This is a genomic window from Mesorhizobium sp. 131-2-1, from assembly GCF_016756535.1.
Lineage (GTDB): Bacteria > Pseudomonadota > Alphaproteobacteria > Rhizobiales > Rhizobiaceae > Mesorhizobium.
The window spans coordinates 3350999-3374915 of sequence record NZ_AP023247.1; the positions used below are offsets into that span (position 1 = coordinate 3350999).

Annotated in this window: 35 protein-coding genes and 1 tRNA gene; 9 read left to right on the forward strand and 27 right to left on the reverse strand. The window is 62.3% G+C overall.

Going from position 1 to position 23917, the window contains the following annotated elements:
* Nucleotides 1-4: 4 nt before the first annotated feature.
* The 5 genes from JG743_RS16020 to JG743_RS16040 all read right to left on the reverse strand — a co-directional run bounded on the left by JG743_RS16020 (nucleotide 5) and on the right by JG743_RS16040 (nucleotide 3423).
* A complete protein-coding gene (locus JG743_RS16020) occupies nucleotides 5-316 on the reverse strand; it encodes a PilZ domain-containing protein (protein ID WP_202302660.1) in 312 nt (103 codons plus the stop codon).
* 105 nt (nucleotides 317-421) lie between these two features.
* A complete protein-coding gene (locus tag JG743_RS16025; RefSeq protein ID WP_202302213.1) occupies nucleotides 422-910 on the reverse strand; it encodes an NUDIX hydrolase in 489 nt (162 codons plus the stop codon).
* A gap of 204 nt (nucleotides 911-1114) precedes the next feature.
* Nucleotides 1115-1615, reverse strand: a complete 501-nt coding sequence (gpt, locus tag JG743_RS16030; protein ID WP_027145490.1) for a xanthine phosphoribosyltransferase — start codon at nucleotides 1613-1615, stop codon at nucleotides 1115-1117.
* Between the two features lie 148 nt (nucleotides 1616-1763).
* Nucleotides 1764-2597, reverse strand: coding sequence for a universal stress protein (locus tag JG743_RS16035; protein WP_202302215.1), 834 nt, complete (start codon nucleotides 2595-2597; stop codon nucleotides 1764-1766).
* 82 nt (nucleotides 2598-2679) lie between these two features.
* Nucleotides 2680-3423, reverse strand: a complete 744-nt coding sequence (locus JG743_RS16040; RefSeq protein WP_202302218.1) for a competence/damage-inducible protein A — start codon at nucleotides 3421-3423, stop codon at nucleotides 2680-2682.
* Nucleotides 3424-3559: 136 nt separating this feature from the next.
* Between JG743_RS16040 and JG743_RS16045 the strand changes: the two genes are divergently transcribed.
* Together JG743_RS16045 and JG743_RS16050 are read left to right on the forward strand one after the other, a co-directional pair.
* Nucleotides 3560-4573 carry an alpha/beta fold hydrolase gene (locus JG743_RS16045; RefSeq protein ID WP_202302220.1) on the forward strand — a complete coding sequence of 338 codons (1014 nt, stop codon included), beginning with the start codon at nucleotides 3560-3562 and terminating at the stop codon, nucleotides 4571-4573.
* A gap of 53 nt (nucleotides 4574-4626) precedes the next feature.
* Nucleotides 4627-4905: a hypothetical protein gene (locus JG743_RS16050; RefSeq protein ID WP_202302222.1), complete on the forward strand. Its 279-nt coding sequence runs from the start codon at nucleotides 4627-4629 to the stop codon at nucleotides 4903-4905.
* 83 nt (nucleotides 4906-4988) lie between these two features.
* On the opposite strand, the gene JG743_RS16055 is transcribed toward JG743_RS16050, so the two are convergent.
* From JG743_RS16055 to JG743_RS16065, 3 genes are all read right to left on the reverse strand, one after another.
* Nucleotides 4989-5228, reverse strand: coding sequence for a hypothetical protein (locus tag JG743_RS16055; protein ID WP_202302224.1), 240 nt, complete (start codon nucleotides 5226-5228; stop codon nucleotides 4989-4991).
* A gap of 31 nt (nucleotides 5229-5259) precedes the next feature.
* Complete coding sequence (locus JG743_RS16060; protein ID WP_202302226.1) at nucleotides 5260-5538, reverse strand: DUF982 domain-containing protein; 279 nt, start codon at nucleotides 5536-5538, stop codon at nucleotides 5260-5262.
* A 76-nt stretch (nucleotides 5539-5614) separates the two neighbouring features.
* Complete coding sequence (locus tag JG743_RS16065; protein ID WP_202302228.1) at nucleotides 5615-6718, reverse strand: NADH:flavin oxidoreductase/NADH oxidase; 1104 nt, start codon at nucleotides 6716-6718, stop codon at nucleotides 5615-5617.
* A 155-nt stretch (nucleotides 6719-6873) separates the two neighbouring features.
* Between JG743_RS16065 and JG743_RS16070 the strand changes: the two genes are divergently transcribed.
* The gene (locus JG743_RS16070) at nucleotides 6874-7452 is read left to right on the forward strand and encodes an NUDIX domain-containing protein (RefSeq protein ID WP_202302231.1); all 579 of its coding nucleotides are present in this window, start codon (nucleotides 6874-6876) and stop codon (nucleotides 7450-7452) included.
* Nucleotides 7453-7536: 84 nt separating this feature from the next.
* Nucleotides 7537-7622 (forward strand) — tRNA-Leu (locus JG743_RS16075).
* A gap of 146 nt (nucleotides 7623-7768) precedes the next feature.
* Here the strand turns inward: JG743_RS16075 and JG743_RS16080 are convergent.
* Both JG743_RS16080 and JG743_RS16085 read right to left on the reverse strand, forming a co-directional pair.
* On the reverse strand, nucleotides 7769-8035 hold the full coding sequence (locus JG743_RS16080) for a hypothetical protein (RefSeq protein WP_202302233.1): 267 nt from the start codon (nucleotides 8033-8035) through the stop codon (nucleotides 7769-7771).
* Nucleotides 8032-8484 carry a hypothetical protein gene (locus JG743_RS16085; protein ID WP_202302235.1) on the reverse strand — a complete coding sequence of 151 codons (453 nt, stop codon included), beginning with the start codon at nucleotides 8482-8484 and terminating at the stop codon, nucleotides 8032-8034. Before JG743_RS16085 ends, JG743_RS16080 begins: the two co-directional genes overlap by 4 nt.
* Nucleotides 8485-8688: 204 nt before the next feature.
* Here JG743_RS16085 and JG743_RS16090 point away from each other — a divergent pair, with 204 nt between their 5' ends.
* Nucleotides 8689-8892 carry a hypothetical protein gene (locus JG743_RS16090; protein ID WP_202302237.1) on the forward strand — a complete coding sequence of 68 codons (204 nt, stop codon included), beginning with the start codon at nucleotides 8689-8691 and terminating at the stop codon, nucleotides 8890-8892.
* A gap of 41 nt (nucleotides 8893-8933) precedes the next feature.
* Here the strand turns inward: JG743_RS16090 and JG743_RS16095 are convergent, their stop codons facing one another.
* Nucleotides 8934-9260 (reverse strand): hypothetical protein, encoded by a 327-nt coding sequence (locus tag JG743_RS16095; RefSeq protein WP_202302239.1) that lies wholly within the window; start codon nucleotides 9258-9260, stop codon nucleotides 8934-8936.
* A 96-nt stretch (nucleotides 9261-9356) separates the two neighbouring features.
* Here JG743_RS16095 and JG743_RS16100 point away from each other — a divergent pair, with 96 nt between their 5' ends.
* Nucleotides 9357-9506, forward strand: a complete 150-nt coding sequence (locus JG743_RS16100) for a hypothetical protein (protein ID WP_202302241.1) — start codon at nucleotides 9357-9359, stop codon at nucleotides 9504-9506.
* On the opposite strand, the gene JG743_RS16105 is transcribed toward JG743_RS16100, so the two are convergent.
* The 14 genes from JG743_RS16105 to JG743_RS16170 form a co-directional block, all read right to left on the reverse strand.
* Nucleotides 9503-10273, reverse strand: coding sequence for a LamG domain-containing protein (locus tag JG743_RS16105; protein ID WP_202302243.1), 771 nt, complete (start codon nucleotides 10271-10273; stop codon nucleotides 9503-9505). The genes JG743_RS16100 and JG743_RS16105 overlap by 4 nt on opposite strands.
* Nucleotides 10273-10968 (reverse strand): hypothetical protein, encoded by a 696-nt coding sequence (locus tag JG743_RS16110; protein WP_210388523.1) that lies wholly within the window; start codon nucleotides 10966-10968, stop codon nucleotides 10273-10275. Before JG743_RS16110 ends, JG743_RS16105 begins: the two co-directional genes overlap by 1 nt.
* A gap of 2 nt (nucleotides 10969-10970) precedes the next feature.
* Nucleotides 10971-12710 (reverse strand): hypothetical protein, encoded by a 1740-nt coding sequence (locus tag JG743_RS16115; protein ID WP_202302247.1) that lies wholly within the window; start codon nucleotides 12708-12710, stop codon nucleotides 10971-10973.
* A gap of 3 nt (nucleotides 12711-12713) precedes the next feature.
* Nucleotides 12714-13118 carry a hypothetical protein gene (locus JG743_RS16120; RefSeq protein ID WP_202302249.1) on the reverse strand — a complete coding sequence of 135 codons (405 nt, stop codon included), beginning with the start codon at nucleotides 13116-13118 and terminating at the stop codon, nucleotides 12714-12716.
* Nucleotides 13115-13369: a hypothetical protein gene (locus JG743_RS16125; protein ID WP_202302251.1), complete on the reverse strand. Its 255-nt coding sequence runs from the start codon at nucleotides 13367-13369 to the stop codon at nucleotides 13115-13117. The genes JG743_RS16120 and JG743_RS16125 overlap by 4 nt, the downstream gene beginning before the upstream one ends.
* A gap of 206 nt (nucleotides 13370-13575) precedes the next feature.
* Nucleotides 13576-13899: a hypothetical protein gene (locus tag JG743_RS16130; RefSeq protein WP_202302252.1), complete on the reverse strand. Its 324-nt coding sequence runs from the start codon at nucleotides 13897-13899 to the stop codon at nucleotides 13576-13578.
* Nucleotides 13892-14098, reverse strand: coding sequence for a hypothetical protein (locus JG743_RS16135; protein WP_202302254.1), 207 nt, complete (start codon nucleotides 14096-14098; stop codon nucleotides 13892-13894). The genes JG743_RS16130 and JG743_RS16135 overlap by 8 nt, the downstream gene beginning before the upstream one ends.
* Nucleotides 14091-15119, reverse strand: coding sequence for an HK97 family phage prohead protease (locus JG743_RS16140; protein ID WP_202302256.1), 1029 nt, complete (start codon nucleotides 15117-15119; stop codon nucleotides 14091-14093). The genes JG743_RS16135 and JG743_RS16140 overlap by 8 nt, the downstream gene beginning before the upstream one ends.
* 66 nt (nucleotides 15120-15185) lie before the next feature.
* The gene (locus JG743_RS16145) at nucleotides 15186-15455 is read right to left on the reverse strand and encodes a hypothetical protein (protein WP_202302258.1); all 270 of its coding nucleotides are present in this window, start codon (nucleotides 15453-15455) and stop codon (nucleotides 15186-15188) included.
* Entirely contained in the window at nucleotides 15452-16108 is a 657-nt protein-coding gene (locus JG743_RS16150) for a helix-turn-helix domain-containing protein (RefSeq protein WP_202302260.1), read from the reverse strand. Before JG743_RS16150 ends, JG743_RS16145 begins: the two co-directional genes overlap by 4 nt.
* A 119-nt stretch (nucleotides 16109-16227) precedes the next feature.
* On the reverse strand, nucleotides 16228-16428 hold the full coding sequence (locus tag JG743_RS16155) for a hypothetical protein (protein ID WP_202302262.1): 201 nt from the start codon (nucleotides 16426-16428) through the stop codon (nucleotides 16228-16230).
* Nucleotides 16428-16721: a hypothetical protein gene (locus JG743_RS16160; RefSeq protein ID WP_202302264.1), complete on the reverse strand. Its 294-nt coding sequence runs from the start codon at nucleotides 16719-16721 to the stop codon at nucleotides 16428-16430. The genes JG743_RS16155 and JG743_RS16160 overlap by 1 nt, the downstream gene beginning before the upstream one ends.
* A gap of 102 nt (nucleotides 16722-16823) precedes the next feature.
* On the reverse strand, nucleotides 16824-17276 hold the full coding sequence (locus JG743_RS16165; RefSeq protein WP_202302266.1) for a hypothetical protein: 453 nt from the start codon (nucleotides 17274-17276) through the stop codon (nucleotides 16824-16826).
* Complete coding sequence (locus JG743_RS16170; protein ID WP_202302268.1) at nucleotides 17273-18463, reverse strand: tyrosine-type recombinase/integrase; 1191 nt, start codon at nucleotides 18461-18463, stop codon at nucleotides 17273-17275. Before JG743_RS16170 ends, JG743_RS16165 begins: the two co-directional genes overlap by 4 nt.
* 363 nt (nucleotides 18464-18826) lie before the next feature.
* On the opposite strand from JG743_RS16170, the gene JG743_RS16175 reads away from it, so the two are divergent.
* The gene (locus JG743_RS16175) at nucleotides 18827-19366 is read left to right on the forward strand and encodes a J domain-containing protein (RefSeq protein WP_202302269.1); all 540 of its coding nucleotides are present in this window, start codon (nucleotides 18827-18829) and stop codon (nucleotides 19364-19366) included.
* A 276-nt stretch (nucleotides 19367-19642) separates the two neighbouring features.
* On the opposite strand, the gene JG743_RS16180 is transcribed toward JG743_RS16175, so the two are convergent.
* Nucleotides 19643-19960 (reverse strand): hypothetical protein, encoded by a 318-nt coding sequence (locus JG743_RS16180; protein WP_202302271.1) that lies wholly within the window; start codon nucleotides 19958-19960, stop codon nucleotides 19643-19645.
* A gap of 831 nt (nucleotides 19961-20791) precedes the next feature.
* Nucleotides 20792-21439 carry an outer membrane protein gene (locus JG743_RS16185; RefSeq protein WP_202302273.1) on the reverse strand — a complete coding sequence of 216 codons (648 nt, stop codon included), beginning with the start codon at nucleotides 21437-21439 and terminating at the stop codon, nucleotides 20792-20794.
* A gap of 189 nt (nucleotides 21440-21628) precedes the next feature.
* Between JG743_RS16185 and JG743_RS16190 the strand changes: the two genes are divergently transcribed.
* Nucleotides 21629-22006 (forward strand): SecDF P1 head subdomain-containing protein, encoded by a 378-nt coding sequence (locus JG743_RS16190; protein WP_202302276.1) that lies wholly within the window; start codon nucleotides 21629-21631, stop codon nucleotides 22004-22006.
* Between the two features lie 75 nt (nucleotides 22007-22081).
* A complete protein-coding gene (ade, locus tag JG743_RS16195; RefSeq protein WP_202302278.1) occupies nucleotides 22082-23899 on the forward strand; it encodes an adenine deaminase in 1818 nt (605 codons plus the stop codon).
* Nucleotides 23900-23917: the final 18 nt, after the last annotated feature.

Below are 23917 nucleotides of genomic sequence, written 5' to 3' on the forward strand. Positions count from 1 at the left end.
GGGATCAGCCGTAGTGCAGCTTCGGCTTCGGTTCGGTGCCGGTGAACCGGACGCCGACCCGGTCGTTGCGACGCCAGCGGACCTCCGACCGGTAGGCGACGCCGTCGACCGGCACATAGAGCAGGAAGCGATCGGGAACGCGAGCGTCCGGTGCGACCTTCAACTCGGCACCGCCCTCATTCTGGTTGCGCAGGGTGCAGCTGATCTCGGAATTCGTGATGCCGGTGATGATCGAGCCACCCTTGAGCACGCGCTGGCGGTGCTTGCGACGGTTCTCGCTGGAATTGTCTTCGAGTGGTTGTGCGGGGTTGGTCATCGCCACATACGTCAGGGCATCCGAATCGATTTTAGAGGCCATCATCGCGCGCGGCAATGACCGGTCCGAAGCCTTGTTCCGATGTGCCGGTGTTTGGCGGTCAATTCACGCGAATTTGCGCGGATTGGCGCAGAAATGGGCGATGATCTGGCAGAGGTCCGGCTCGTTGACCATGCGCACAGCCTCGGTCGAGCTCACCCATTTGCGCGTGCGCGCGCGCTTTTCCTTCCAGCGGTCGGCGATGCGGTCGACCAGCAACGGGAAAACCAGCACCTCGCAAGGCACTTCCTCGCCGGAAGCCAGGACCTTGGCGTAGAAATAGCGGCCGGCTTCGAGATGGGAGACCGTACCGCGCAATCCGGCTTCTTCACCTGCCTCGCGCGCCGCCGCCTCGCACAGCGGCTCCTTGGCTTCCGGCCAGCCCTTGGGCAGCACCCAGCGGCCGGTATCGCGGCTGGTGATAAGCATTATCTCGACGCCATCGCCGGCCTCGCGCCAGGGCAAAGCGGCAACCTGCAGGCGGCACGGCGCGGTGCCGAAGAGTCGCCGGACCCTTTCGGCCAGATGGTTGTGCGTCGTTGGCCTCGTCAACATCGGAGAAGCTAGCCCCAGCCCTCGGATTCGTTCGTTCTCTCCCGAATCTTACGACCGATTATACGCAACAAAAGTAAAAAACTTCACAGGAACTTGTTGAATTCCACCAAGAAAAGTCGATCGCGCGAAACAAGGTTTGCGGCGCTCATCTCTTGCATAGCAAAAAAATGCGCGATGAGCCGTTTCGGCGAAAAAGTTGACTTGTCAGCCGGCGTGGTCGTCGGCTATCGGCTTCTGGTAGGTGAAGCCCATATCCCAGGGGAAGTAGATCCAGGTGTCCTGGCTGACCTCGGTAACGAAGGTGTCGACCAACGGCCGCCCCTTGGGCTTGGCGTAGACGGTGGCGAAATGCGCCTTGGGCATCATGGCGCGCACGATGCCCGCGGTCTTGCCGGTGTCGGTGAGGTCGTCGATGATCAGCACGCCGGCGCCGTCGTCAGCGAGCAGCGCCGGCGTGATCTCCTTCAGAACCTGCAACTGCCCCTGGCTGGTGTAGTCGTGATAGGAGGCGACGCAGACGGTCTCGATCACGCGGATGCCGAGCTCGCGCGAGATGATCGCGGCGGGCACAAGGCCGCCGCGGGTGATGCAGACAATCGCCTTCCACTGCCCCTTGCTGGCGCCGGCGAGCCGCCAGGCAAGCGCGCGGGCGTCGCGGTGGAACTGGTCCCAGGAGACCGGGAAGGCTTTTTCGGGAAGGGACATTTTTCACGCACTCCGCAACACGCGACCAAGCGCGTGACCACATCCAAGGGGAATGCAGGCGGAATTAGCGGGAAAATGCCGCCTTTGGCAAGGTGGCGGCTAGCGATACCGGTGGACTTAACGCCGCGCTTCTTTTGAGCGGCATATGTTATCTCGACAGGAAGGCCGCCACGGGCGCGGTGCGCAGCACCGTGCGCGTCACGCCGCCGAACAACAGCTGGCGCAGCCAGGAATGGCTGTAGGCGCCGAGCACGAGCAGGTCGGCGCCGGTCTCGGCGATGCGGGTCTGGATCAGGTCATCGACGGAACCGCCATTCGACCTCTGCACCGAGACGCTGACGGTGGCGCCGTGCCGGGAGAGCGCGGCGGCGATCTCGGCGCCGGCGGCCTCCGGACTGTCGTCCAGCGTCTCCGGCGGATCGATGATCAATATGTCTGTCTTCTCGGCCTCACTGATGAAGGGCAGGGCGTCGAAGGCGGCGCGTGCGGCCTCCTTGCTGCCGTTCCAGGCCAGGAGCACACGCTTGAAGGTGGTGATGAGGGGGCCCGCATGCGGCACCACGAGCACGGGCCGTCCGGCATCATAGACCAGCGTGTCGACATCGGCGCTTGGGTCGCCGCCCGTGTCGCGCTGGGCGGCGATGATCAGGTCGGCGGCGCGGACGCTGGAAATGCCGGTCAGCGCGCTGTCGCCGGAAAAGCTCTCGAGGCTGCGCCACTCGAAGGAGAGCCCCGACTCCTCGATGCGCCTCAGGAAAAGCGCTTCCAGCTTGTCGGCGCGTTCCCGGTTCATCTCGGCCGACACCTGCAGGAACTCGGTGTCCGGAAAGCCGGTGGCCGAGGTGTAAGGGACGGGAAGCGCCTCGGCATGGATGCCGACGAGATGGCTCTCGAAGCGGTCGGCAAGGGGGATGGCGCAATCGAGCACGCGCTCGGCGTCCTGCTCGTTCTGCAGTATGGCGACGATGGTCTTGAAGCGCATGGCAGATCCCTCATCTTGCGGCGATCGGAAATCGCCTGCGACAAACGTTAGAGGAGCGCGCTTGGTTCCGATATGACCTTGATCAACCGGCCGTCCTGGCGAAGCCGGCCACCATGGCTTCGACGTCCTTGCGCGCGGCTTCCAGCGCCTCTTCGCTGCGGGCGCGCACGACGAGTTCGGTCCAGAACTTGCCGTCGCCATATTTCGGATAGGAGCCGATTATGGTGTCGGGATGCGCCTTCTGGATATCGCCCAGCGGGCCGCCGATCAGGCCCTCGCCGAAGGGGCAATGGACCGTCGCCGACAGCATTTTGGTCCCCGCCCTCAGCGTCGGCACGACATTGTCGAGCATGGCCTGGAAGATCGCCGGCACGCCGGCCATGACATGGACGTTGCCGATGCGGAAGCCAGGTGCGATCGAAACCGGATTGTCGATATGGTCGGCGCCGCGCGGCATCCGCGCCATGCGCTTCCTCGCCTCGGTATATTCGATGCCGCGCGCGGCATAGCTCGCTTCCAGCATCGCATAGGCCTTGGCGTCGTATTCGCATGGCACGCCGAACGCCTTGGCGATCGAATCGGCGGTGATGTCGTCATGCGTCGGGCCGATGCCGCCGGTGGTGAAGACATAGGTGTAGCGGGCGCGCACGGCATTGACCGCGGCGACGATCTCGTCCTCCTCGTCGGCAACGATGCGCACTTCCTTCAGGTCGATGCCGATGGCCGTCATGATGTCGGCGAGGTGGCCGATGTTCTTGTCCTTGGTTCGGCCCGACAGGATCTCGTCGCCGATGACGAGCATGGCGGCGGTGACGATTTCAGGCATGGCAGGCTCCGGCAAACAGGGTCGCCTGAGATAGCGCGGCGAGGGGCCGGCGGCAATCAGCCAGCACTATGCCACGGCGGCGCCTTGCGGCGACATCCGCGGCAGGTAATCTGCCCCGGTCTGTTGCGGGTGGAAGATGCTGATATCGATTCTGTGGTGGTTGCTCGGCGGCCTGGTCGGGCTGGCGGTCGGGGTGTTTCTTTCTTTGGTGCTGGCGACATGGTGGATCGCCGCGAAGGCCGAACGGCTGGTGCCGGCGCGCGGAAAGTTTGTCGAGATCGACGGCAACCGCATCCACTATGTCGAGGAAGGCGAGGGCCGGCCGATCGTGTTCCTGCATGGGCTAGGCGCTCAGCTCCACCATTTCCGCCACACGCTATTCGGCTGCTTCGGTCCGGGCTATCGCCTGATTGCGCTGGACCGCCCTGGCTCCGGCTATTCGGTGCCGGCGCGCGGCGCCACCGGCCGGCTGCCGGAGCAGGCCGAAATCGTGCGCCGGTTCATCGACAAGCTGGGGCTGGAAAAGCCGCTGGTCGTTGGCCATTCGCTGGGCGGCGCGATCGCGCTGACGCTGGCGGTGGAGCATCCCGGGACGATTTCGGGCATCGCCTTGCTGGCGCCGCTCACGCATCTGGAAACCAGGGTGCGCCAGAAATTCGACTTGCTCTATGTTCCTTCACGCCTGCTGCGCCGGATCATGGCCTATACGGTGGCGATACCGTTGAGCTTGAAATATGCAGACCCGACGATGAAGTTCATCTTCGCGCCGCAGGGCGTTCCAGGTGACTGTATGACCGGTGGAGGCGGCTGGCTCGGGCTGCGGCCCGCCCACTTTCATGCGACCTCGACCGACGTCGTAGCGGTGGAACAGGATCTCGGCCGCATCGAGCAGCGCTCTGGCGAGATCGCCATGCCGGCAGGCATTTTGTTCGGCACCGCCGACCGTGTCATTGGCATGGCTGTCCATGGCGAACCGATGCGGAGCAAGCTCCAAGGGCTCGATTTCGAGGCCGCCGATGGCCTGGGCCACATGCCGCAATTCATCGAGCCGGAGCGCGTCGCCGCTTTCGTCAGGCGCATTGCCGAGCGCGCGTTCGCTGGCCGGACATCACCCGGCCCTCACGAGAATTTCACTGAACCTTCGGCCTGACCACCGGGTTTTATCCATGTCGCATCAGGCGACGGAGACATGGAGTAGGACCAATGATGAAAATCCTTGCAGCCTCGGCTTTGACGATCGGCCTCGCCGCATCGGCAATGGCCCAGTCGGCCGAGACAACGTCCGGCAGCCATCGCAGCTGGCTGTTCGGAAACGAGGACACGCCCGTCGATCGCAACACCACGGGCAGCATTGCCGGCAGCGATGCGTCAGGCCTCAACACGCCGGGCAACGCCGGACCGATGGGACCTTGCGCCTACAACACGTCTGGACCCGACGCCAATGCCGGGCAGAACGTCAACGATCAGTATTGCGGCAAATAGCCGGCCGCGCGCTCTCCTGACTGGCAGGATGCCCGCGAGGGCATCCGCGGCCGCCGCGGCAGGGGCCGCGCCAGCAACAGACGCTAATCGGAAACCTCGGTTTGCGGCCGGTCCCGCCCATCGGCCAGCTCGTCGTGCCAATTGCCTTCGGCGTCCTCGTACTGGATGCCGTCCGTGGCGCCGGCGATCTGCTGCTCGGCCGAAGCGATCTCGGCGGCGCGCAGCGCGTCCTGATGGGTAGCAAACGTCTCCGAGAAGGTCGCCCCGACCTTGTAGGCCCAGCCGCCATCGTGCTCGACGATCTTGTAAGTCAGCTTCGCCATGAAGTCCTCCGGTTGAAAAGCCCCCTTTTGCTCAATGCAGCCGATCGTCGGGCAAGCGGTCGTCGGGCACCAGCACTTCCGATTCCTTGGCCGCTTCGATCAAGGCCCGGCGTGCATCCGCGGTCGAACGATATCCTTCCAGCACTTTGAGGCAAGTGTCGAGGGCATCACGATGCCGGGGGCCGCGATTGAGCGGCCAAACCGTCATCAGGCACTCCGCCGCTTCTTTCGCGCTGCGGATCTGGCGATATTTGCCGACATGGCCGAGTTCGACCACCACCGGCTTCTCAAAGGGCTTGCTGTCCATCATGGCCGCCAACGCTAAGCAGCCAATTTGGTTGCAATCGTGTTTTCCAGGCTGCGCCCAAACGTCTCAGCGAAGTTGGTCAGCCCGCCGCCTTCATCCAATGCCGCATCGTCGTCACCGAGCGGGCAAGCTGAGGCGCCGGGTGGATTTCCTCGCCGAAGGTCGCCGCTGCCCGCCATCCCCAGCGCGGATCGGCGAGGAAGGCGCGCGCCAGCGCCACCATGTCGGCTTGGCCCTCGGCAAGGATCGCCTCGGCCTGCTTCGGATCGTCGATCAGGCCGACGGCGCGCGTCGGGATGCCGGCGCCCTTGCGCACCGCTTCGGCCAGATGCACCTGGTAGCCGGGCCCCGACGGCAGCTGCTGCAGGGGTGAGTTGCCACCGCTCGAGCAGCAGAGATAAGCGATGCCCTCGGCCTTCAGCGCCTTGGCCACCGCGATGGCGTCCTCGACATCGAAGCCGCCTTCGACCCATTCCTTGACCGACAGACGCGTGCCGATCATGAGCCCGGGGACGGCTTTCCGCACCGCCCTGGCGATCTCGAGGACGAAACGCATGCGGTTTTCCGGCGAGCCGCCCCAGCGATCGGTGCGCTGGTTGGAGAGCGGCGACAGGAACTGGAAGATCAGGTAGCCGTGCGCGGCGTGCAGTTCGATGAAGTCGAAGCCGGCGCGCTCGGCGCGCCTCGCCGCGTCGGCGAAATGCTCGATGACCTGCAGGATCTCGTCTTCCTCCAGCGCGTGCGGCACCTGCCAGCCCTTGTCGTAGGCGATGGCCGACGCTGACACGATCGGCCAGGGATCCTCGTCGGCCGCGAGCGGGCCGCCGCCTTCCCACGGCTTGCGATTGGAGGCCTTGCGGCCGGCATGGGCAAGCTGGGTACCGAATTTCGTGCCGGGCGCGGCGACGCGTCTTGCCGCGTCCAGCGTGCGCCGGGCAGCGGCTTCGTTGTCGTCGGAATAGAGGCCGAGGCAGCCATGTGTGATGCGGCCGCGCCGCTCGACGTCGGTCATCTCGACGGTGACCATGCCGGCGCCGGACATGGCAAGGTTCATCCAATGGTAAAGATGCCAGTCGCTGGCAGAGCCATCCTCGGCCGAATACTGGCACATCGGCGCCACTGCGATGCGGTTGGGGAAGGTGAGTTCGCCGAGCGTGATCGGCTGGAAAAGCGATGAGGTCATGAAAAGAGCTCCGGCGGGGGATGCTGTTATTTAGGCGAGGGCACCGGCACGCACCAGATACGAGGCGGTGAAACCTGCTTCTGGCCCAATCGCTGGCCGGATTGCATGAGCGCCGGTTCGCGGTTACGCCTTGCCGCCGGTACAAGGAGTTCATCATGGAAGATCGCATTCGCATCCGCTCGGAAGAGGTGCTGTCCGACGACTGGGCGGTCCTGAAGAAGACGGTGCTCGATTATCGCCGACGCGACGGGCAGTGGGAGACGCAGATCCGCCAGACCTACGATCGCGGCGACGGCGCGGTGATCCTGCCCTTCGATCCGGCGCGCTCGACCGTGCTCCTGGTGCGGCAGTTCCGCTATCCGGCTTATGTCACCGGCCATCGCGAGCCGCTGATCGAGGCCTGCGCCGGCCTGCTCGACGAGAACGACCCGGAAACCTGCATCCGCAAGGAGGCGGAGGAAGAGCTCGGCTACCGGCTGAAGGACGTCGAGCGGCTGTTCGCGCCCTATATGAGCCCGGGCAGCGTGACGGAGCGGCTCTGGTTCTTCGTCGCGCGCTACACGCCGGCCGACCGCATCTCGGCCGGCGGCGGCGCGCCGGAAGAGGGCGAGGACATCGAGGTCCTGGAGATGACGCTCGATGATGCTCTCGCCGGCATCGCCGACGGGCGGATCGTCGATGCCAAGACGATCATCCTGATCCAGCACCTGAAACTGTACCCGATCGCGGCCTGAACGCCGCTGCCGGGCGCTCAAGCATTTTCGCGTCCGCACATGGGCGGTTGACGTTTGCGCCCGAAGCCCCGAAAAGCAACGGGCGCGGACGTGGCGGAACTGGTAGACGCAAGGGACTTAAAATCCCTCAGCCTATGGCTATCCGGGTTCGATTCCCGGCGTCCGCACCATATTGAAATTGTTAGCTTATTCGCATTCTACCGCTGCGGTAGGCTACCCTGACAAAAGGTGACGTGGGTAGCCGTATGGGTAGCCGGTCCCGATAAGAAAAGCCCGCCACCGAAGCAGCGGGCCATATTCCAACTCGGTTGGGATTTTAGGCTTCTAGCTGCCGTCGTTTGGCCCATTCCAGAAGCTCGAGTTGCCGATCTGCTGTCTGCCCCGCAATTCGCAGTAGCCTCCCTACGTCGCCGATCGCTTGGTTGACAAGGGCGTCTTGCCCCAAACCGGAAATGGGATCAATCGCCAGTTCGCAGACGCGGAGAATCGCACAGGCATCGTAAGCCCGATCGATGTCTGTTTCCGTGATCAGCGAATTGGCCGGTACGGCTGACAGTCTCGTGACCTTGGATTGCTCGCTCATGACTGTGCCTCGAAGATGCGCGGGCCGTAGTGCACGGTGAAACTGCTCTCTGGTGTAAACCCCCTGCATTTTCGACCGTCAATGTAAGACGTGAGGCGAAACCAGCGCTCGCCGTTCAGGTCACGCTCAGGCGCGCGCTCTACAAAGATCCTGTCGTGATCTTCGCCATCGATTGTTGCGTACCACCCATCGCCTTCGTATTTCGTTGTCGTACGAAAAGCCGCGATCAATAGCCCGCACTGCTTGTCGCCGTTGGTATTGAATATCCACCGGTAGATGTTCGGGTCGAGCGCTTCGGCTGCTGCCTTCAGTTCATCAACAGCCGCCTGGAAGCGCTCGTGCGGATCAGGCTGTGAGAGGCTGGACGAGGCAAACGCCGCTGTGGCGCCCGCTGTGGCCGGTACGGAGGCAATAGCGCCAAGCGCGGCGCGACGTGTAATCGTGGTCATGTGACTTCCTCTCAAAATGTTGAGGAAGCCAGGCAAACGCCTAGCGAATCTGTGACGGAGTGCTAAATCTGATTTGTGTCACTGCAGGCCCTGCAAGGCTTCCGGTGGCAAAGTGCCGGCCGATGGGGCGAACCGTCGGTCGGCGCGCCTAAAGTGTTCTCATTCGCTGAAATGGTCAAGCCGATCCTTGGGGGGATAAAACCGATGACAGAAGCGCTGCCTTACATCTCGATCATTTCCAGCCTGATCGCGGCCGGTCTTGGCATTCGCGCGGCCAGGATCGAGATCCGCAACTCGATGGACGATTTTATGAGCGACATCCAGCGCCAGGGACGATGGGCTGGCTATGCCGCTATCGCCGCTTGGGTCGCGGTCGTTGTGCAGGGCATAGACCGGCTGGTCGGATGATCTAGCAGCCTCACCAGCGCGCGTTCTCGCCGGCCGCTGTTCTACACCGGCGAAGCGTCCCGCGCGTCCTGGCGCCCGCCTGTGGCCGCGTGCCACCGCAACCAAGCCCGCTCCGCCTCCTGCCGATAACCGGCCGGCATCGGCTGCCAGTCGGCGGGCGGATTCTTCATGCACCATTTGGCGTCACGATAGCCCCAATGCTCGAGCCCGACCCTCTCGGAACCATCGAACCAGACCGACACGTTGAGCTTGGGAAAATGGAGCACCTTGGCTTGCCACCAAACCCGCTCGATATCGTATTCGCCGGCGCCCTCTTGCCAGCGTGTCCAGCCGCGGCCGGGCCGCTCTGTTAGCTCGCTGTCTCGCATTTGAGCCTCGGGCATATTAGCAATCGCTTGTATTTCGCCTCAAGCAGGATCATGATGGTTGCGCTTTCGGGGACTCTTTTTAGGGGAGGTTTTCCGATGCGACTGGTTCTCTTGATCCTTGCCGCCGTTGCAACGTTCTTCGTCTGGGACAATCTGGCGAACAAGGGCGCCTATATGGCTCAGATCACCCGCACCATTGAGCAGGCCGAGAACTTCCAAGGACTGGTCAGGGTCACCTGGAACTAGCTCCGCGGAAATGCAGCGGTCGGCACCGTGATCGAGGTATCGACGTCGTATCTGCAGACGCCCTTGGTGATGCGGATCTCATCCAGCCTGGAGTTGGCGTTGGTGACCCCGATGAACCGGCCAATCTCAAGAGCCTTCGTCGAATTGTTGATCGAGCTATCGGCCGGCGTGTAGGAGCCGAGCAACGTTCCATCGAGCCACGCCCGGATCTTACCCGACGAGTTTTTGGAGATGGCGACAAAGTGCCAGGTATCGAGCGAGATCGTGAGGTTGAGGAAATCGTGGGTCGTGCGCGAGCTGCCATTTGACGAGTAGTTGAAGGACAGCGCACTGGTCGCACCGCTGCTCTGGGTGTGATCAATGTCCCAGCCCCAATCGCCGAAGTCGCCATGACCGAAGAGCCAGCTGCCGCCGCCAACATTGCCATGCGGGTTGAACCAAAATTCGATCGTATATTGGTCCGAATTGCTGGAGGCCAGTTTCCAGTCGATGCTGTCGGGGATCGACACGTAATCGCCGCTGGTGTCGAGCACCAGGCAAGACGTCGAACTTGTGACAGCGGCCGTCGACGTGTCGATCTGCGCATTGCCGCCGAAAGTAATGGGGGAATGCGCAGACGGGCTCTCGTCCGTCGTGCTGGTCGCGCCGTTGGTGCCTTCGAAACCCAACAACAAAACGACATTCGCGAAATAGGGATCGCTGCCACCGCCACCGCCGGCGGAAGGGCGCCGAGCACCGAACCCGGCAAGTTGGTTGACCATCAGCATTATGCAGCCTCCCTCACCTCGTGGCGGAAAGGATTGATCCTCTCCCCGACCTCGTCCGGCCAGCGATGCAGCATCGTGGTCGAGACGCTGCCGCGTCGAACAACCGTCAGGTCGAGCCGTCCGCCGATCAGGTGTTGCCTGTCAGTGTTCGGATCGTCGGGATCGATCGGCACCGGAATGCGGCGGAAGAACTCGAAGATGTTCACCCCGTATCGGGACAGCCAAGTCTGCAAGGTCTCGTCCTTGTGCGGCGCCGGGATGCCGAAATCCCTCAGTGTCACCGCACGGCCGTCGCTGCCAAAGCCGAAGTACATCAAACCGGGATCGATCAAGGTCCGCGGCTCGCACCCGTCGAATGTCTGCCTGGTGTGAAACCGTCTATGCGTCGGGCCGGCTGTCTCAGAGATGCCTGCGATTAGCACATCGATGTGCGGTTCCTCAGGGGCACTGCCTAGCGCCTCCTCAAGGTCCATCATCATCCGGTCGAACCCGACCCTCTCGGCCGAATGAATGACCCCTGACGTGACGAAATTAGCCAGGGCAACATTGCCGCGGGTGGCAACGGCCAACGGCAGACGTTCCGACACAGCGACCTTTCGCTTGATCTCCAATAGCACGCCGGCGCGATCGTAGACGGCGCCATCAGTGAGCAAGATGCACGCGTCCGACGACACTGCCGAGAGGATTCCGGACATTTTCAAGCTCCCATGATTTCGGTGATGAACTGCGAAGCGTCGACGGTCAGACCGGCCAGCGTGCATTCCTCTTCGATCACTTCGGAAAGCGGAACCGGTACGACCGCGGCGCGAGGCAGATACCAGAGACGCAGAGAGACGCCGGCCAGGCCGGTAGCGACGAACATCATTTGCCAGCGGTCGTTGAAGCCGGAGTAATAATAATCGGTGGATGTCCTGCCATCCCATGTCGTCGTGCTCGCAACGACGTGCTGCACCTCTGACAGGTCGGAAACGCGGTAGATGTAAACGTCGTTTTTGCCGCTACCGGAATTTTGCTTGATGGCGACCTGATCAGACGCGACCTTCATGCGCTTCGACAGCATCGGATCGGTGTAGGGGAGCGCGCCGCTCAGGCTGTTCACCTTGGAGCGCAGCAGCGACGACAGATCGGGCGTATAGACATACACGCTACCGTTCGTGTCCTCGATGATGACGGAATCGCTCTCCTCGTCGTAGAAGCAGGCCCTGGCGCTGGCAGAGAAGACCGACAGCGTGACGGTTGATACCACCGGCCCGAAGGTATCCCACGAGATCACGGTGATGACCTTTGACCCGCCTGTGAAGACCCAGTCATCGACGGCATAGAGGCGCGAAGGGGAAGCGCTGAGCGTGCGGGTGCTGCGGGTGCTGATCGTTTCCTGCCAGACGATCGAATAGCCGGTGCCTGTGTTAGACAGGCAGGTGAGCGTCTGTCCTTCCTGGTTGAAGACGAACAGATAGTTGATGCCACCAAAGCTGATGTCATCCATGCAGCAATTCAGGATCGGTGCCGCCGGCCCCACGCCCGCGATGTCAGCTTCGAACGCTCCCGTTGCCGCGTCGAAGACCCTGATGCCGGGATTGAGCGCATAGCTCACCACCACTTTGTTGATGTCGGTGATGTGCACCGAATAGGCGTCGTGCGGCAGCGTATTGGTGGCGATCACCGTCCCTGCAGGTAGCCTCTCGATGTAAAGCGTAGTGCCTTCAGCATTGGCGAAGTAGTCACCATTGCTGTCTGTTTTCCACGGGCTGTTGCCGGCGCCGGTTGGTGTGACACTTGCCGTCGCCAAGCTCTGCGCCTTGGTGATCTCTGCCTCGATGTTCGGCACGCGGATGCCGAACTCGTCAAGCGGCAGATTCTTGATCACCGCATAGACGATGCCCGGCCATGCCGGCACCTGACCGGCACCACGGTCAGCCTCGATATCGGGATCCGGCTCCTGCGTATCTGTGCCGAGGTAGAGCTTGATCGAGGCGCCCTTGGCGACACCAATGCCGCGCCCGCCATTGTCGATCGCATCCTGCAGCGCCTCGAACGAGACGTTGAAGATCAGCTTGTCATCGGCCCAGATGCGGGTGATGCCGGAGGCTGGACCATTCCAGGCGAAGGCGACGGCGAACGTCGCGGTATAACTGTAGGTCGTCACCTCCGGGCCTAGCGCCTTGCCCTGCCTCTCGGTCTTGACGTGCTCGTCGACCTTGTCGCCCTTGAGCCAGATCACGGCGCCGGCGGTGCGAACCGCTCCATGCCAGCGGGTGAGCTGTTCGCCATAGCGAGACGTCTGTGCTTTCAGGCTCTCGGCGCGCGGCCCTTTGATCTTCTGCGGGAAGAAGTAGGCGATCGCCAGATTGATGCCGACGCCGACCGCAGTCGTGACGATGCTGCCAAGCAATCCGCCGCCAACGGCAGCACCAGCAAGAGGAGCGATGAAAGCCATTTTTCAGGCGGCCTCCTCGTCCAGCGGCGTTTCGCGTGGCACCGGACCCGGTTCGCCAGGCGCCGGGCCGTGGTCGAGCAGGGAGGCGTAATGGCAAGGATCTCGCCAGTACACGGAATCCAAACCGGCAACGCAGGCGCGGACAAAAGCCAGGTCGAATGATGGCCTCGACTTCCGATCCTCGGCGGAAAGCTGATGCATGGCCTGCAACTTTGCCGCGCTGGTCAAGCGAGCCTCCGGGCTCCAAGTCACATCGCCGCAAATCTCCACCAGAAGCGTGGCGTCGGCGAGGTCCAGAACGCTATCGATCTCGCGCCGCACCAGAGCGAGCCGCTCCGGCGACTGGTGATCGTGCAGGCCTACGCCGCGGTGCTCGCCGATCGTCGGGATGCGGTCGCCGCTTCTCATCGCTTACCGCCTTTCAGCAGGATCAGCGCGCGCTCTGAAATCCGGTCGTTTTCGGCCCCGTCGCCGCCGTCCTTTTTGCGGCCGCCACGCGCTATGAGCGCCTTCGCTGCAGCCAGGCGCGCCGAAGCCGGCGCCGATCGGTCGGAAGCTATTTCACGAAGCACGGTCAACGGGTCGACGCTGTCGACGTCGACGCCCGCAAGCGCCCGTTTCGATGCCGCGGCCCTGGTCGGACGTCCCCGTTTCGCCATTGAAATTCGCCTCAATTCGATTTTCTAGACTTCACTCGGCGCGCGCACGAAAAGTGTCCGTGACCCCGGGGCGGTCTGGGCACCCGTCGCAACTTTCGATTGTCGATGGCCCCCCCCTGGGTATGGTCGGCGACGGCTACCGCCAGCATCCTGATTGATTGCAGCCGTCGCCGTTGATCTCGATGTGCGGGGCGCGTCATTCGAGATCAATCCTTCACCGCGCGTATGCTTTCGCGCCGGTCGGCATAGCTGGCATTGTTGCGGCCGACGGAAGCAGCGAGCAGTCGGAAGACCTTGCTTGCGAGTTCGTCGAGTTGCTGATCTCTGGCGCTACCGATGGCCTGCAGGGCTGCGGTGTAAGCGATGCCATGAAGCCGGTGAGCCTCGTCCTCGTCCATAAGCAGCGGCAAGCCCTTGTTGGCGTCGGTCTCAGCGGCGTTGACCGCGCCGACAAGCAACCTACGTATCGACGCCGGCGAAGCGCCGGTCTCTGCGGCTACGCGGGCGATCTCCTGTTCGGCTTCAGTCATCGGGCTTGCCTTTCACGAATGCGTCCAGAGAAACGACGTATTCAGCGATCCCGCGCTCTTTGGCCTTCTGCCTCTGGCGCTCGCGGGCGGCCATGTGCTTGTTCCATTTCGCTTCGCCATAGAGCGCGATGCCGACCGCATTGACCTCCTCGGCATTGCGCGGCTGATGGCGGAGCGGGTTGCGAGTCTTGTCAGTCATCCTCGATCACCTTTCGCGTCTCGAGGATCCTGCCTTGTGCGTCGTGCCGGGTGACCGTCGTAATCTCGACCTTGCCAGACTTCTTTGCTTCGCCGTCGGTGACCCGTCGGCCGGCAGTGTCACGTTGAGCGAGTGGCGCCTCGGCAGTCTTGGCGCAGAGTGTCCATGTCGCCGGATTGTCGCCTGGCTCGACGCCTGCGGCAGCGTACCCATTGGCGTGCCAGAGCGAGCCGCGATGCGTGCTGAGGCTGCCGGCTGGATAGGCGATCTGCTTCTGCCACACGCCCATGTATTTCGAGCCGACTACGATGCCGGCCTCGAGATCAGCGACACGCCGCCTAAGTTCGGAGACCTCTTCATCCAGTACCTTCCCGTAGGATGTGGCCAGGCCCACGGCGAAAATGGCGGTTTCCTTCAAGGTGCCGTATTGGGCCTGACTGATACCGACGAAGCGCTCCGACGGGTTATCTCGTTTGTGTGCGGCGAGGAGCGTCGTGAATATCTCTGCGGCGCGCTTTTGCTCGGCCGCCGAGATTTCAACCCAGCGCTTGTCGCGTTTCGTGACTGGGCGTTTTTCAAGCGGCGGAGGCTCTACCTCCAGGCGATCGACCATGGTGTCAATGTTGGCTGGCCGGTCGGTAAGGCTGAGTTCTAGAAGATTCCATTCGTGGTGGTCGCGGCCGCCCCGCTCCACGATCGGATCCCAATCGATCCCCTGGAATTTTATCGAGCAGTGGCGCAGTTCGCCTTTTTGCAGCCGCTGCCAGCAGTCATCGGAGTCGATCCTGGCCTTGAAGCGCAGCGCAGCGTTCGAGGCGCTCAGTTCGATCACCTCGCCGACCTGGTGGCCCTCGTCGTGATCGATCAGCAGCTTTACCGGCAGCGTCCAGTGACCGCCGAGCGGCTCGACGATGTCGTTATAGTGATCGAGCCGGCCCGTTGTCGCGATGCCGGAAATGATGCGGCGCCCGCCACTGGCGAACTTGAACCGGGATATCTGCGTCGGGCTTGTCGTCGTCATCGCCAGTTTATGACGTGCGAAACGCGCATCGAAAATGGGTTTAAACGCGCAAAACGCGCATGGCGGTTATTCGGCGATGCCTAGGCGCCGGCGCAGCGCCGCGGCGTTGACCTTGTGTCGGCCGCCGATCTTCCGGCCAATGTCGTCATGCTCGCGAGCCAGCCGGCGAACCATGTCCTTGCTGATCGCAAACCGGATTGCAGCGGCGCCGGTGTCGAGCCATTGCTCGTCAGAGGCAGCAACCTGGCCCGCGCCGGAAAGCTCGCTCCTCAACCGCTCGACGGCCGCGGCGATGACGTCGAGCTCGGCCAGGGCGGCGGCGAGGTCGACGGTCATGTGCCCCTCGTCATGGCTGAATAGGCGTTGGCCTGGCTCTCTCGCGTAGACGCCAAGTCCTTCCTGTCCGGAGCCTCTTTTATCTGATCTCTGATGTTCCCTTCCTGATAAGCCGCTCTGTCGTAGGGCGGTACATACCGCTCTACCGTAGCGCGGTCGTTGCGCTCTACCGTAGAGCGGTCAAGCTCGTCTGATGTCCCTTTGATCTTGGCCGCTTTTGCCGCGAGACCATCCCTGAGTTGCTTGGGCATTCTCGGCAGCGGCTTTTGCGATGCTTCGAGGGTTTCGAAAGCCCACAGCAAATTCAGTCGATAGGCCACGCCGCGCTTGTTGCGTGTCACCTTGGCTTGGTCCTCTTCGCAAAGGCTGGATATCCGCCCGCGAGTAATGGCGGTCGAGGCACAGAGGGCCACCACAGCGCGGCGGACCTGGCTCTCGCTAGCAGCACCAGTGTACTGCGCGAGCGTTTTCTGGGACGGCCAAGCCACCATCGTTTCGGAGTCGGCATGCAGCATAAGCGCGACCGCGACTCGAAGCTGCAGCGGGCTATGCTTGTGGTCGTGAGAGAGGTTAACCGCGACCTGCCAGTCGAATTTCGAAAGGTCGACTAGTTCCTTCTCCCAAGGCAGGCGCTTCCGTTCAGGCTTGGCCACCGGCGCCACCGCTTGCAATCGTTTCGCATGCGGAATAATCTGCCGGGATCGAGAGCAAGCCCTGCACTCTGAAAACCCCGGAGACCCGGCCGTCCGCACTACGGTCGGGTTTTCGCATGTTAGGAGGTCGCATCGGCGTCTCCCGCCCGGATCTTGTTGGCAAGCGCGATTGCAGCGCAGGCGCCTTGCGGGCCTACTTCAGGAAAGCGTGCGCGAATTTCGACGACTGCCGGGCGAGGGCGTTGCGAGCGCGGCGTCTCGATCAGCCAACGCGCGATCATCTGGGTTTGAAAGTCGGGTTCTAGGTCGGTCTGTTCCATTATGCCGCCCTCCGAACAAACTTGGACGCCAGATGTCGGCAGAAGTCGGCGCGTGGGTATTTCACCAGTTTCGCGGTGAGTCGGACGAACTCTGGCCCGCTTCCCCGGTTGCGGTGTTTCTTGATCGCGGATGGCTTCACGCCCTGAATAGCGGCAAGGTCTTCCGGATCGAAAAAGGCGGGGAGAGTGGTGTCGGTCGCGAGAGCTTCATAGAGATCCGCGCCATTAAGACCGGAGGCTGCCCAGAAGCTTAGCCGGACATTGAATGCCTTGGCCGTGTCTGTCTGTTCCATTTCGTCACCCTTGGTTTGTTTCGGGTGACAGTGAATTTACTCATGGATCTAGGACGCGCCACCAAAACTAGGTCCGCGAAAGTCCGGAGATGCGCGGACTTTTTATCGGACGGGCTGGAATTCGGGATCGTTTCCTTCTCGCTTGGCCCAAGCTGACGCTGCTAACTCAGCAAACAAATCTGGGTTGTTCTCTTGGATGACCTGCACTGCTTTCAAGGCCTCAAAAAAAACTGTTCGGCGAATACCAAACTTCTTTTGTGCTGCGTTCAAAACCGCTTCCCGGTTTTCATCAAAAATACAGCAATGCGTATGGACATAGTTGCGCAATTCATAGTTTGGTTTGTCTTTCGGTTTTCTCGACCGCTTTATGACTAGCTTCGCGCCCGTCAAGGACGTCTTGACGTCGGGGTCTATGTGATCTGCCAGGAGCGCCAAAAAGGTTTCGCTCGGTGATCCTGATCTCAGCACTTCGGCGATGGCTCGCAAGCCACCTGCGGCGACGTCATTGCCGTATCGCAGGTCATTAAAACACAGGAAATCGCGGTCCTCAGTCACCGTCCGAATTCCTTTACCTCGGCCGCTGGCTTCTGCAGCACGTTCATGGCGTCGGCAGCACGTTGGGCTCCTCGTCGGCCAAGGCTCTCTGCCTTCGAGACATAGCGATTGGTCATCGCCAGCGACCTCCAGCCGAAGGCCTCGCGAAGCTCATGCGCCTCGGCGCCGGAAACAGCCGCCCAAGTCGCCGCGGTGTGGCGAAGGCCATGCGGCGTGATTTGATCGATGCCGGCTGCCTTGCAGACCGAATGCAGGACTTCTCGCAGCCGCTTGTAGGAAACCGGCTGCGAGCCTTTGCGACCGGAGAAGACGAAGCCAAGGCGATGTTTCTGCCGATCAATGATGGTGGCGGCATCGGTCGAAAGCGCCCGCACGGAAGCCCCGCTCTTTGTGTCAGGAAGGCGCGCAACCAGCTTGGGAAGGTCGACCATGTCCCATGTCAGCAAGCGGGCCTCGCTGACACGCCAACCGGAAACGGTCAGGTAGCGGATCAAGTCACCGCATTCGTTCTCGACGTCGGCCAGGACCTTCAAGAATTGTGGAAGGTCTCGCTCGTCCAGCCAGTCATCTCGAGCCGTTTCCGTGTTCTTCTTGATGCCGACACAAGGGTTATCCTTCCTCCACCCAAGCTCGATCGCTCGGCCCATCATTACCGAGAGCACGGCAAGCGAACGGTTCGCGTCGGTCGGGTTAGCGCGCTTCCTGCGATGGAAGTCCCGCACCATCTCGGCGGTGATGTCAGCAACTCGCTTGCCCTTGAAATAGGGCAGGATGTTCCGCCTAATGCGTCCGCGGTAGTCCTTGCGGGTTTCGGGCTTCTTTGCCGAGATGTGCGACTTCTCGAAGTCGTCGACGAGATCTTCAAAAGGCGGTTGGGCCTTCTTAGCTGCCTTTGCGGCCGCAGGGTCGTCGCCTACCTCAATCGCCTGGAGGATCGCTAGGGCTTCCGCCTTGGCCTTCTCGGCAGGGAAGATAGAGAAATCGCCGATGATGATCTTGCGGCGTTTGCGCTTGCCGTCACGCATCGGCAGTTCCTGAAATACCAGCCATGTTTTGGACGCCTTGCCGTCGGCCTTTCGACGGAGCCGAAGCGCAAAACCAGCGAGCTTGCTGTCTCGGATAATCAGCTCGTCGCGGTCGGCCGGCAGGAGGGCCGATTTGACGTAGTTGTCGGAAAGGATCGGCATGACGGTTCCCTCTCTTTGGGTAGCCGTGCGGGTAGCCGCGACGTGTCTACGCTTGTCACCTTAAGGGAACAAACAGGAGCCGTAAACCCTCGATCTTTCCTTTAGTCACAAGGTTTTCAGCGCATATGGATACCCAAGGGTGGACGGGCAGGAATTGACTTAAAATCCCTCGATCCCTGATCGTACGGGTTCGATTCCCGTCGTCCGCACCACATTGAGTCAGCCGCGCCAACGCGCGCCTTAGCCGTTCCAGACAATTTTAAGCATCTTCGGACCTTCTGCGCCGTGTATTGGGCCTTCGGTCGCCCTTGCGTGCTCGCGAGCAATATAACATCCTGCTCCCGTGTGTTATGGGGGAACGCCTTGTTTGCAGACTACTACGAGCTTCTAGAAATCAGTCCGCGAGCCAATTTAGAAACGATCGAGCGGATATTCCGTTATTTTGCCATGCGTTACCATCCCGACAATCAGGACTCCGGGGATGAAGCACGCTTCAGCGAAATCGTGGAGGCCCACAACACGCTGAAGGATCCGGTCAAGCGCGCGCAATACGACATTCAGTATAGAGACAATCTGAACGTTCGCCGCGAGCTGACCGAGGAGGCGAGCAACACCAAAGGTCTCGAACGCGACGTCGTCATTCAGGCCAAGCTGCTTGCGCTTCTTTATGTAAAACGCCGCCAGGACGTCAACAATCCCGGCATTGGCGATGAAGAACTCGAACGCTTGTCAGGCTGCCCGCGCGAACATCTGGATTTTCATCTCTGGTATCTGAAGGCCAAGGGCTGGATAGCAAGGATCGAAAACGGGATGTTCGCCATCACCGTGGAGGGCATCGATCGCGCGAACTCCGAATATCCTCGTAAGGCCACTGTGACCAGACTACTGGATCATGCTCATTAAACCGCTTGGCTGCTGATGGCCGGTATGGGCAACTACCTGCTGTTTCGGTGAAAAATGGCTCGGTGCCGGAACTCAGAGCGGCGGGCCAGCGGGTCCTCTGGACAATGAGCCGGACAGGGCTTTGGGACAGACATCCGGCTAGGCCAAAAAACGGCGATCGACAAAACTTGTTCCCGCGCCGTTTCCAAATATTAGCGCCAGCTTGACTAAGCCCTCGCTCGCGCCAGAATTCTTGCCATTGCGGGCCGATATAGTGCGCCACACAACTCACCAATGTCAGAATGACTTAGGCGGCACGTACAGGCAGATCGTGCTGTCAGGGTTGCCAGAAGGAAATTCACGATGCCGGCCTGCCGTTGCTTTTTGGGCATGGCACCAATGGAAACGCATGTCCTGTGACTGACGCACCCTGCTATCGCCGTAAGGCAGCGACTGGCCGGACGGCAGCGTGAAGCCCTTGCTTGTTTCGCGAACCGCGCCATCGGCCATCGGCTCGCAATGCACGTCGTGGCAGCACTGTTTTTCATACCAGCTGTCATGTGCCAATGCCAACGGCATTCCGAAAGCGCAAGCTGCGGCGATGACAGCGCCCAACCCAGACGCGCCGACGCATCCCCTCAATGGCCAGATCATCAATTACATTAGGCTTTTCTGATATGATGGCGCAAGCGCTGCCGGGGAGCGGCGCGTAGAGCCACGACAGCGCCCGTTTTCGTCGATCCTGCAAAGCGTAATGGCCCGCCGCCAGGGCAAGCAGCGGGCCTTTTGACACAGGAATCGCCGGATTGGAGTGGGTCAACGGACATCCGGCTTAGGGCCAAAAACGGCGGATGTTAGAATTTGTTCCGCAGCAGATTCACGGCCGGCTTTGGTGCCGGTCATCCAAGGCATTCCGGCAGAGCGTAGCGGTCATACTCCACCCTTGCGTCCCTCCTCCATTTGATTGTGTTCCTCCTATTTTAGCGGGCGCGTATGCTTCTCCTCAGCCGGCGCCGCCCTTCGATGCACCAACGCCGGTCAGGCTCGGCACTTGCTGGCCTACCCCGCCACATGCCGAGCCGTCCCTTCCGCCGCGGAAATGCTTCCGGAGCATTTGTCCTCTCTACAAGTCGGAACGCCGCATTGGATCAGAGTCCTAAGTGGGGCGATTTTGCGCGATCGCTCGCTGGCTCCGCGGGAATGCCGTTGACTGGCGCGATCGCGGAATTTCGCTCTCTGACGGCATCGCTAGGGTTTGTCTCGCGGCGGACTTGATCCGCCAAGGCCGGCGTCTATCAGGTCCCACCCATTCCCCCGCCCCCTGCGGGCGCCGGCCACACGTTTTCCGCCAGCCCAGATCTTTCCGCGATAGCGCTGCGGCGTTTCGCCAAAGCGGCGACGGAATCAACGGTTGAAATAGGAAATGTCGCTGAAGCCGCTGGCCGATCAGAACTTGTAGCGCAGGTTCACCCCCACCGTGTGGAGCTTGACGTCCTGATCACGGTCGTCCGGGATATCGAAGTGTTCCGAACCGAAGTCATAGTAGCGGTATTGGGCGCCAACCACGAACTTGTCCGTCAGCGCGTAGTCGACGCCGGCGCCGAGCGTCCAGCCGACGTCCGTGCGCGTGTCGGCACCGCTGTCGCGTGACGCTTCGATGCCGGCAAAGGCGACACCGCCAATGCCGTAGACCAGCACGCGATCCATGGCGTAGCCGGCGAGCGCGTCGACGGAGCCAAACCATTTCACGTCGGCGCCGGCCGAGTCCCCGGCGCCCAGATCGGCGGCGCCGCCGATCGAGGAATAGTTGAGGTCGGCCTGCGCCCCGAGAACCGCCTGGTCGAACTGCCAGAGGCCGGCGACGTGGCCGCCGATGAACCCGCCATCGAGATCGGGCGAGGCGGAAAATGGCGCGCCACCGGTCGAGCTCATGTCGGAGCGGCCCCAGCCGTAGCCGCCCTGCAGGCCGGCATAGTAGCCGGTCCAGTCGAAGCCGGGCGCGGTCATCGGCAGTTCGGCGATGGAATCGGCGGCGCTGGCAGGCGCTGCCAGCGCGATCAGGAAACCGGCACTTGCGATCGTCAGGCGGCGCATCAGGCTCCCGAACGTCGATTTCGAAACAGTGCTTCCGCCTGAGCCTAACCCGATTTGCTGCAAAACGTAACCAAGTTTCCGTTGGTTGCGTAAACGACCATTACTTGTCCCGCCCGGAACGGTCGCCAAACCCGCATTGCGATGCGGACTTCGCCATGCAAGATCGGCCATCGTCATGGAGGAATGCCGATGCGCGCGTCGTGTCGTCTGGTGGTCTGTCTCGCGATGCTCCTGCTTGCCTGCGGGCTGGCCGCGGCGCAGCCGCTGGCGCTTGCCGTCGCGGCGGCGACGGTGGTGCGTGACCCGGCACCCGGACAGGACGCCCTCGACCTCAAACTGACGCCGGACAGCGCGAAGGCTTTCGCGGCCTTCACTGTGGCCAATGTCGGCAGGACCATCGATCTCAGCGTCGACGGCGCCGTCGTGATGTCGCCGAGGCTGCTGGAACCGATCCTCGGGGGCGAGATCATGGTCGGCGGCAGATTCTCGCGTAACGAACTCCGACGCCTCGCGGAACGGATATCGTCGGGAAGCGGGAAAGTGACGGTCGACGCCAGGGCCGAGTAACAATCTAGCGATCCACAGTTCGTCGCTGGTCAAGACACCGCCGGCTTGGCACAGTCGGGCAAACAGGAGTCTGTCATGGCCAAGAAGCCGTCCGCCAATGCGACGAAACCCAAACCCTGGACCGAGACGGCGACGCTTCTGGTCGATGTCGCCATGGGCCGCAAGCCGGCCGACCTCGTCATCCGCAACGGCCGCTGGGTGAATGTCCATTCCGGCGAGATCATCGCCGGCACCGACATCGCCATCGCCGGCGGGCGCTTCGCCTATTGCGGGCCGAATGCCGGCCACGCCATCGGGCAGGGCACCAAGGTGGTCGATGCCGGCGGGCGCTATCTGGTGCCCGGCCTTTGCGACGCGCACATGCATGTCGAGAGCGGCATGGTGACGGTCACCGAGTTCTGCCGCGCCGTGATCCCGCACGGCACCACCTCGATGTTCATCGACCCGCACGAGATTGCCAATGTGCTTGGCCTTGCCGGCGTGCGGCTGATGCATGACGAGGCGGTCGCCATGCCGATCAACGTGCATGTGCAGATGCCGTCCTGCGTGCCTTCGGCGCCGGGGCTGGAACATGCCGGCGCCGAGCTGACGGTCGCCGATGTCGCCGAGGCGATGGGCTGGGAGAACATCATCGGGCTCGGCGAAGTGATGAACTTTCCCGGCGTCGCCGCCAACGACCCGGTGATGTCGGGCGAGATCGCCGCCACTGTGAAGGCTGGCAAGACGGTCGGCGGGCACTATGCCTCGCGTGACCTCGGCCTGCCGTTCCACGGTTATGTCGCCGGCGGTCCGGAGGACGACCATGAAGGGACGCGCGCCGAGGACGCGATCGCGCGGGTGCGCCAGGGCATGAAGGCGATGCTGAGGCTCGGCTCTGCCTGGTACGACGTCGCCTCGCAGATCAAGGCGGTAACGGAAAGCGGGCTCGATCCGCGCAATTTCATCCTGTGCACTGACGACAGCCATTCCGGCACGTTGGTGCATGAGGGCCATATGGACCGGGTGGTCCGGCACGCCATCAGCCAAGGCCTGAAGCCGATCACGGCGATCCAGATGGCGACGCTCAACACCGCCCAGCATTTCAGGCTGGAGCGTGAGATCGGCTCGATCGCGCCGGGGCGGCTTGCCGATCTGCTGATCGTCTCGGATCTGGCGGCGATGACCATCGACGAGGTCTATGCGCGTGGCGTCAGGCTGGCCAAGGGTGGCAAGCTCGATATCGACATTCCGGCCTATGACTATCCGAAGACGGCCAAGAACACGGTCAAGCTCGGCAAGAAGCTCAAGGCGGCGAATTTCGACGTGGCGGCGCCGAAGGGCGCCAATGAAGTGCGGGTGCGCGTCATCGGCGTGATCGAAAACCAGGCGCCGACGCGGGCGCTGGAGGCCGATCTGCCTGTCGAGGACGGGCTGGTGGCCATGGACCGGCGCAACGATGTCTGCCAGATCGCGTTGGTCGAGCGCCACAGGGGCACGGGCGGCGTCACCAACGCCTTCGTCTCCGGCTTCGGCTACATGCAGGACTGCGCGATGGCCTCCAGTGTCGCGCATGACGCGCATCACATCATCGTCGTCGGCACCAACAAGCAGGACATGGCGCTGGCCGTCAACCGGCTGGGCGAGGTCGGCGGCGGCGTCGTGCTCTACTCCAAGGGCAAGGAGCTGGCGCTGGTCGAAATGCCGATCGCCGGGCTGATGTCGGACGAACGCGCCGAGATCGTCGCTGCCAAGGCGGAGAAGCTCACCGAAGCGATGCGCAAGATGGGCTGTTCGCTCAACAACGCCTACATGCAGCACTCGCTGCTGGCGCTGGTGGTCATTCCGGAACTCAGGATCTCTGATGTCGGTCTGATCGACGTGACGACGTTCCAGAAGGTCGATCTCTTCGTGTGAGCGCGTCGCCGCTCGCTG

Coding starts and splice junctions, on each gene's coding strand:
- JG743_RS16020 (WP_202302660.1), bottom strand. CDS start 316: ATGACCAACCCCGCACAACCACTCGAAGACAATTCCAGCGAGAACCGT.
- JG743_RS16025 (WP_202302213.1), bottom strand. CDS start 910: ATGTTGACGAGGCCAACGACGCACAACCATCTGGCCGAAAGGGTCCGG.
- gpt (WP_027145490.1), bottom strand. CDS start 1,615: ATGTCCCTTCCCGAAAAAGCCTTCCCGGTCTCCTGGGACCAGTTCCAC.
- JG743_RS16035 (WP_202302215.1), bottom strand. CDS start 2,597: ATGCGCTTCAAGACCATCGTCGCCATACTGCAGAACGAGCAGGACGCC.
- JG743_RS16040 (WP_202302218.1), bottom strand. CDS start 3,423: ATGCCTGAAATCGTCACCGCCGCCATGCTCGTCATCGGCGACGAGATC.
- JG743_RS16045 (WP_202302220.1), top strand. CDS start 3,560: ATGCTGATATCGATTCTGTGGTGGTTGCTCGGCGGCCTGGTCGGGCTG.
- JG743_RS16050 (WP_202302222.1), top strand. CDS start 4,627: ATGATGAAAATCCTTGCAGCCTCGGCTTTGACGATCGGCCTCGCCGCA.
- JG743_RS16055 (WP_202302224.1), bottom strand. CDS start 5,228: ATGGCGAAGCTGACTTACAAGATCGTCGAGCACGATGGCGGCTGGGCC.
- JG743_RS16060 (WP_202302226.1), bottom strand. CDS start 5,538: ATGATGGACAGCAAGCCCTTTGAGAAGCCGGTGGTGGTCGAACTCGGC.
- JG743_RS16065 (WP_202302228.1), bottom strand. CDS start 6,718: ATGACCTCATCGCTTTTCCAGCCGATCACGCTCGGCGAACTCACCTTC.
- JG743_RS16070 (WP_202302231.1), top strand. CDS start 6,874: ATGGAAGATCGCATTCGCATCCGCTCGGAAGAGGTGCTGTCCGACGAC.
- JG743_RS16080 (WP_202302233.1), bottom strand. CDS start 8,035: ATGAGCGAGCAATCCAAGGTCACGAGACTGTCAGCCGTACCGGCCAAT.
- JG743_RS16085 (WP_202302235.1), bottom strand. CDS start 8,484: ATGACCACGATTACACGTCGCGCCGCGCTTGGCGCTATTGCCTCCGTA.
- JG743_RS16090 (WP_202302237.1), top strand. CDS start 8,689: ATGACAGAAGCGCTGCCTTACATCTCGATCATTTCCAGCCTGATCGCG.
- JG743_RS16095 (WP_202302239.1), bottom strand. CDS start 9,260: ATGCGAGACAGCGAGCTAACAGAGCGGCCCGGCCGCGGCTGGACACGC.
- JG743_RS16100 (WP_202302241.1), top strand. CDS start 9,357: ATGCGACTGGTTCTCTTGATCCTTGCCGCCGTTGCAACGTTCTTCGTC.
- JG743_RS16105 (WP_202302243.1), bottom strand. CDS start 10,273: ATGCTGATGGTCAACCAACTTGCCGGGTTCGGTGCTCGGCGCCCTTCC.
- JG743_RS16110 (WP_210388523.1), bottom strand. CDS start 10,968: ATGTCCGGAATCCTCTCGGCAGTGTCGTCGGACGCGTGCATCTTGCTC.
- JG743_RS16115 (WP_202302247.1), bottom strand. CDS start 12,710: ATGGCTTTCATCGCTCCTCTTGCTGGTGCTGCCGTTGGCGGCGGATTG.
- JG743_RS16120 (WP_202302249.1), bottom strand. CDS start 13,118: ATGAGAAGCGGCGACCGCATCCCGACGATCGGCGAGCACCGCGGCGTA.
- JG743_RS16125 (WP_202302251.1), bottom strand. CDS start 13,369: ATGGCGAAACGGGGACGTCCGACCAGGGCCGCGGCATCGAAACGGGCG.
- JG743_RS16130 (WP_202302252.1), bottom strand. CDS start 13,899: ATGACTGAAGCCGAACAGGAGATCGCCCGCGTAGCCGCAGAGACCGGC.
- JG743_RS16135 (WP_202302254.1), bottom strand. CDS start 14,098: ATGACTGACAAGACTCGCAACCCGCTCCGCCATCAGCCGCGCAATGCC.
- JG743_RS16140 (WP_202302256.1), bottom strand. CDS start 15,119: ATGACGACGACAAGCCCGACGCAGATATCCCGGTTCAAGTTCGCCAGT.
- JG743_RS16145 (WP_202302258.1), bottom strand. CDS start 15,455: ATGACCGTCGACCTCGCCGCCGCCCTGGCCGAGCTCGACGTCATCGCC.
- JG743_RS16155 (WP_202302262.1), bottom strand. CDS start 16,428: ATGGAACAGACCGACCTAGAACCCGACTTTCAAACCCAGATGATCGCG.
- JG743_RS16160 (WP_202302264.1), bottom strand. CDS start 16,721: ATGGAACAGACAGACACGGCCAAGGCATTCAATGTCCGGCTAAGCTTC.
- JG743_RS16170 (WP_202302268.1), bottom strand. CDS start 18,463: ATGCCGATCCTTTCCGACAACTACGTCAAATCGGCCCTCCTGCCGGCC.
- JG743_RS16185 (WP_202302273.1), bottom strand. CDS start 21,439: ATGCGCCGCCTGACGATCGCAAGTGCCGGTTTCCTGATCGCGCTGGCA.
- JG743_RS16190 (WP_202302276.1), top strand. CDS start 21,629: ATGCGCGCGTCGTGTCGTCTGGTGGTCTGTCTCGCGATGCTCCTGCTT.
- ade (WP_202302278.1), top strand. CDS start 22,082: ATGGCCAAGAAGCCGTCCGCCAATGCGACGAAACCCAAACCCTGGACC.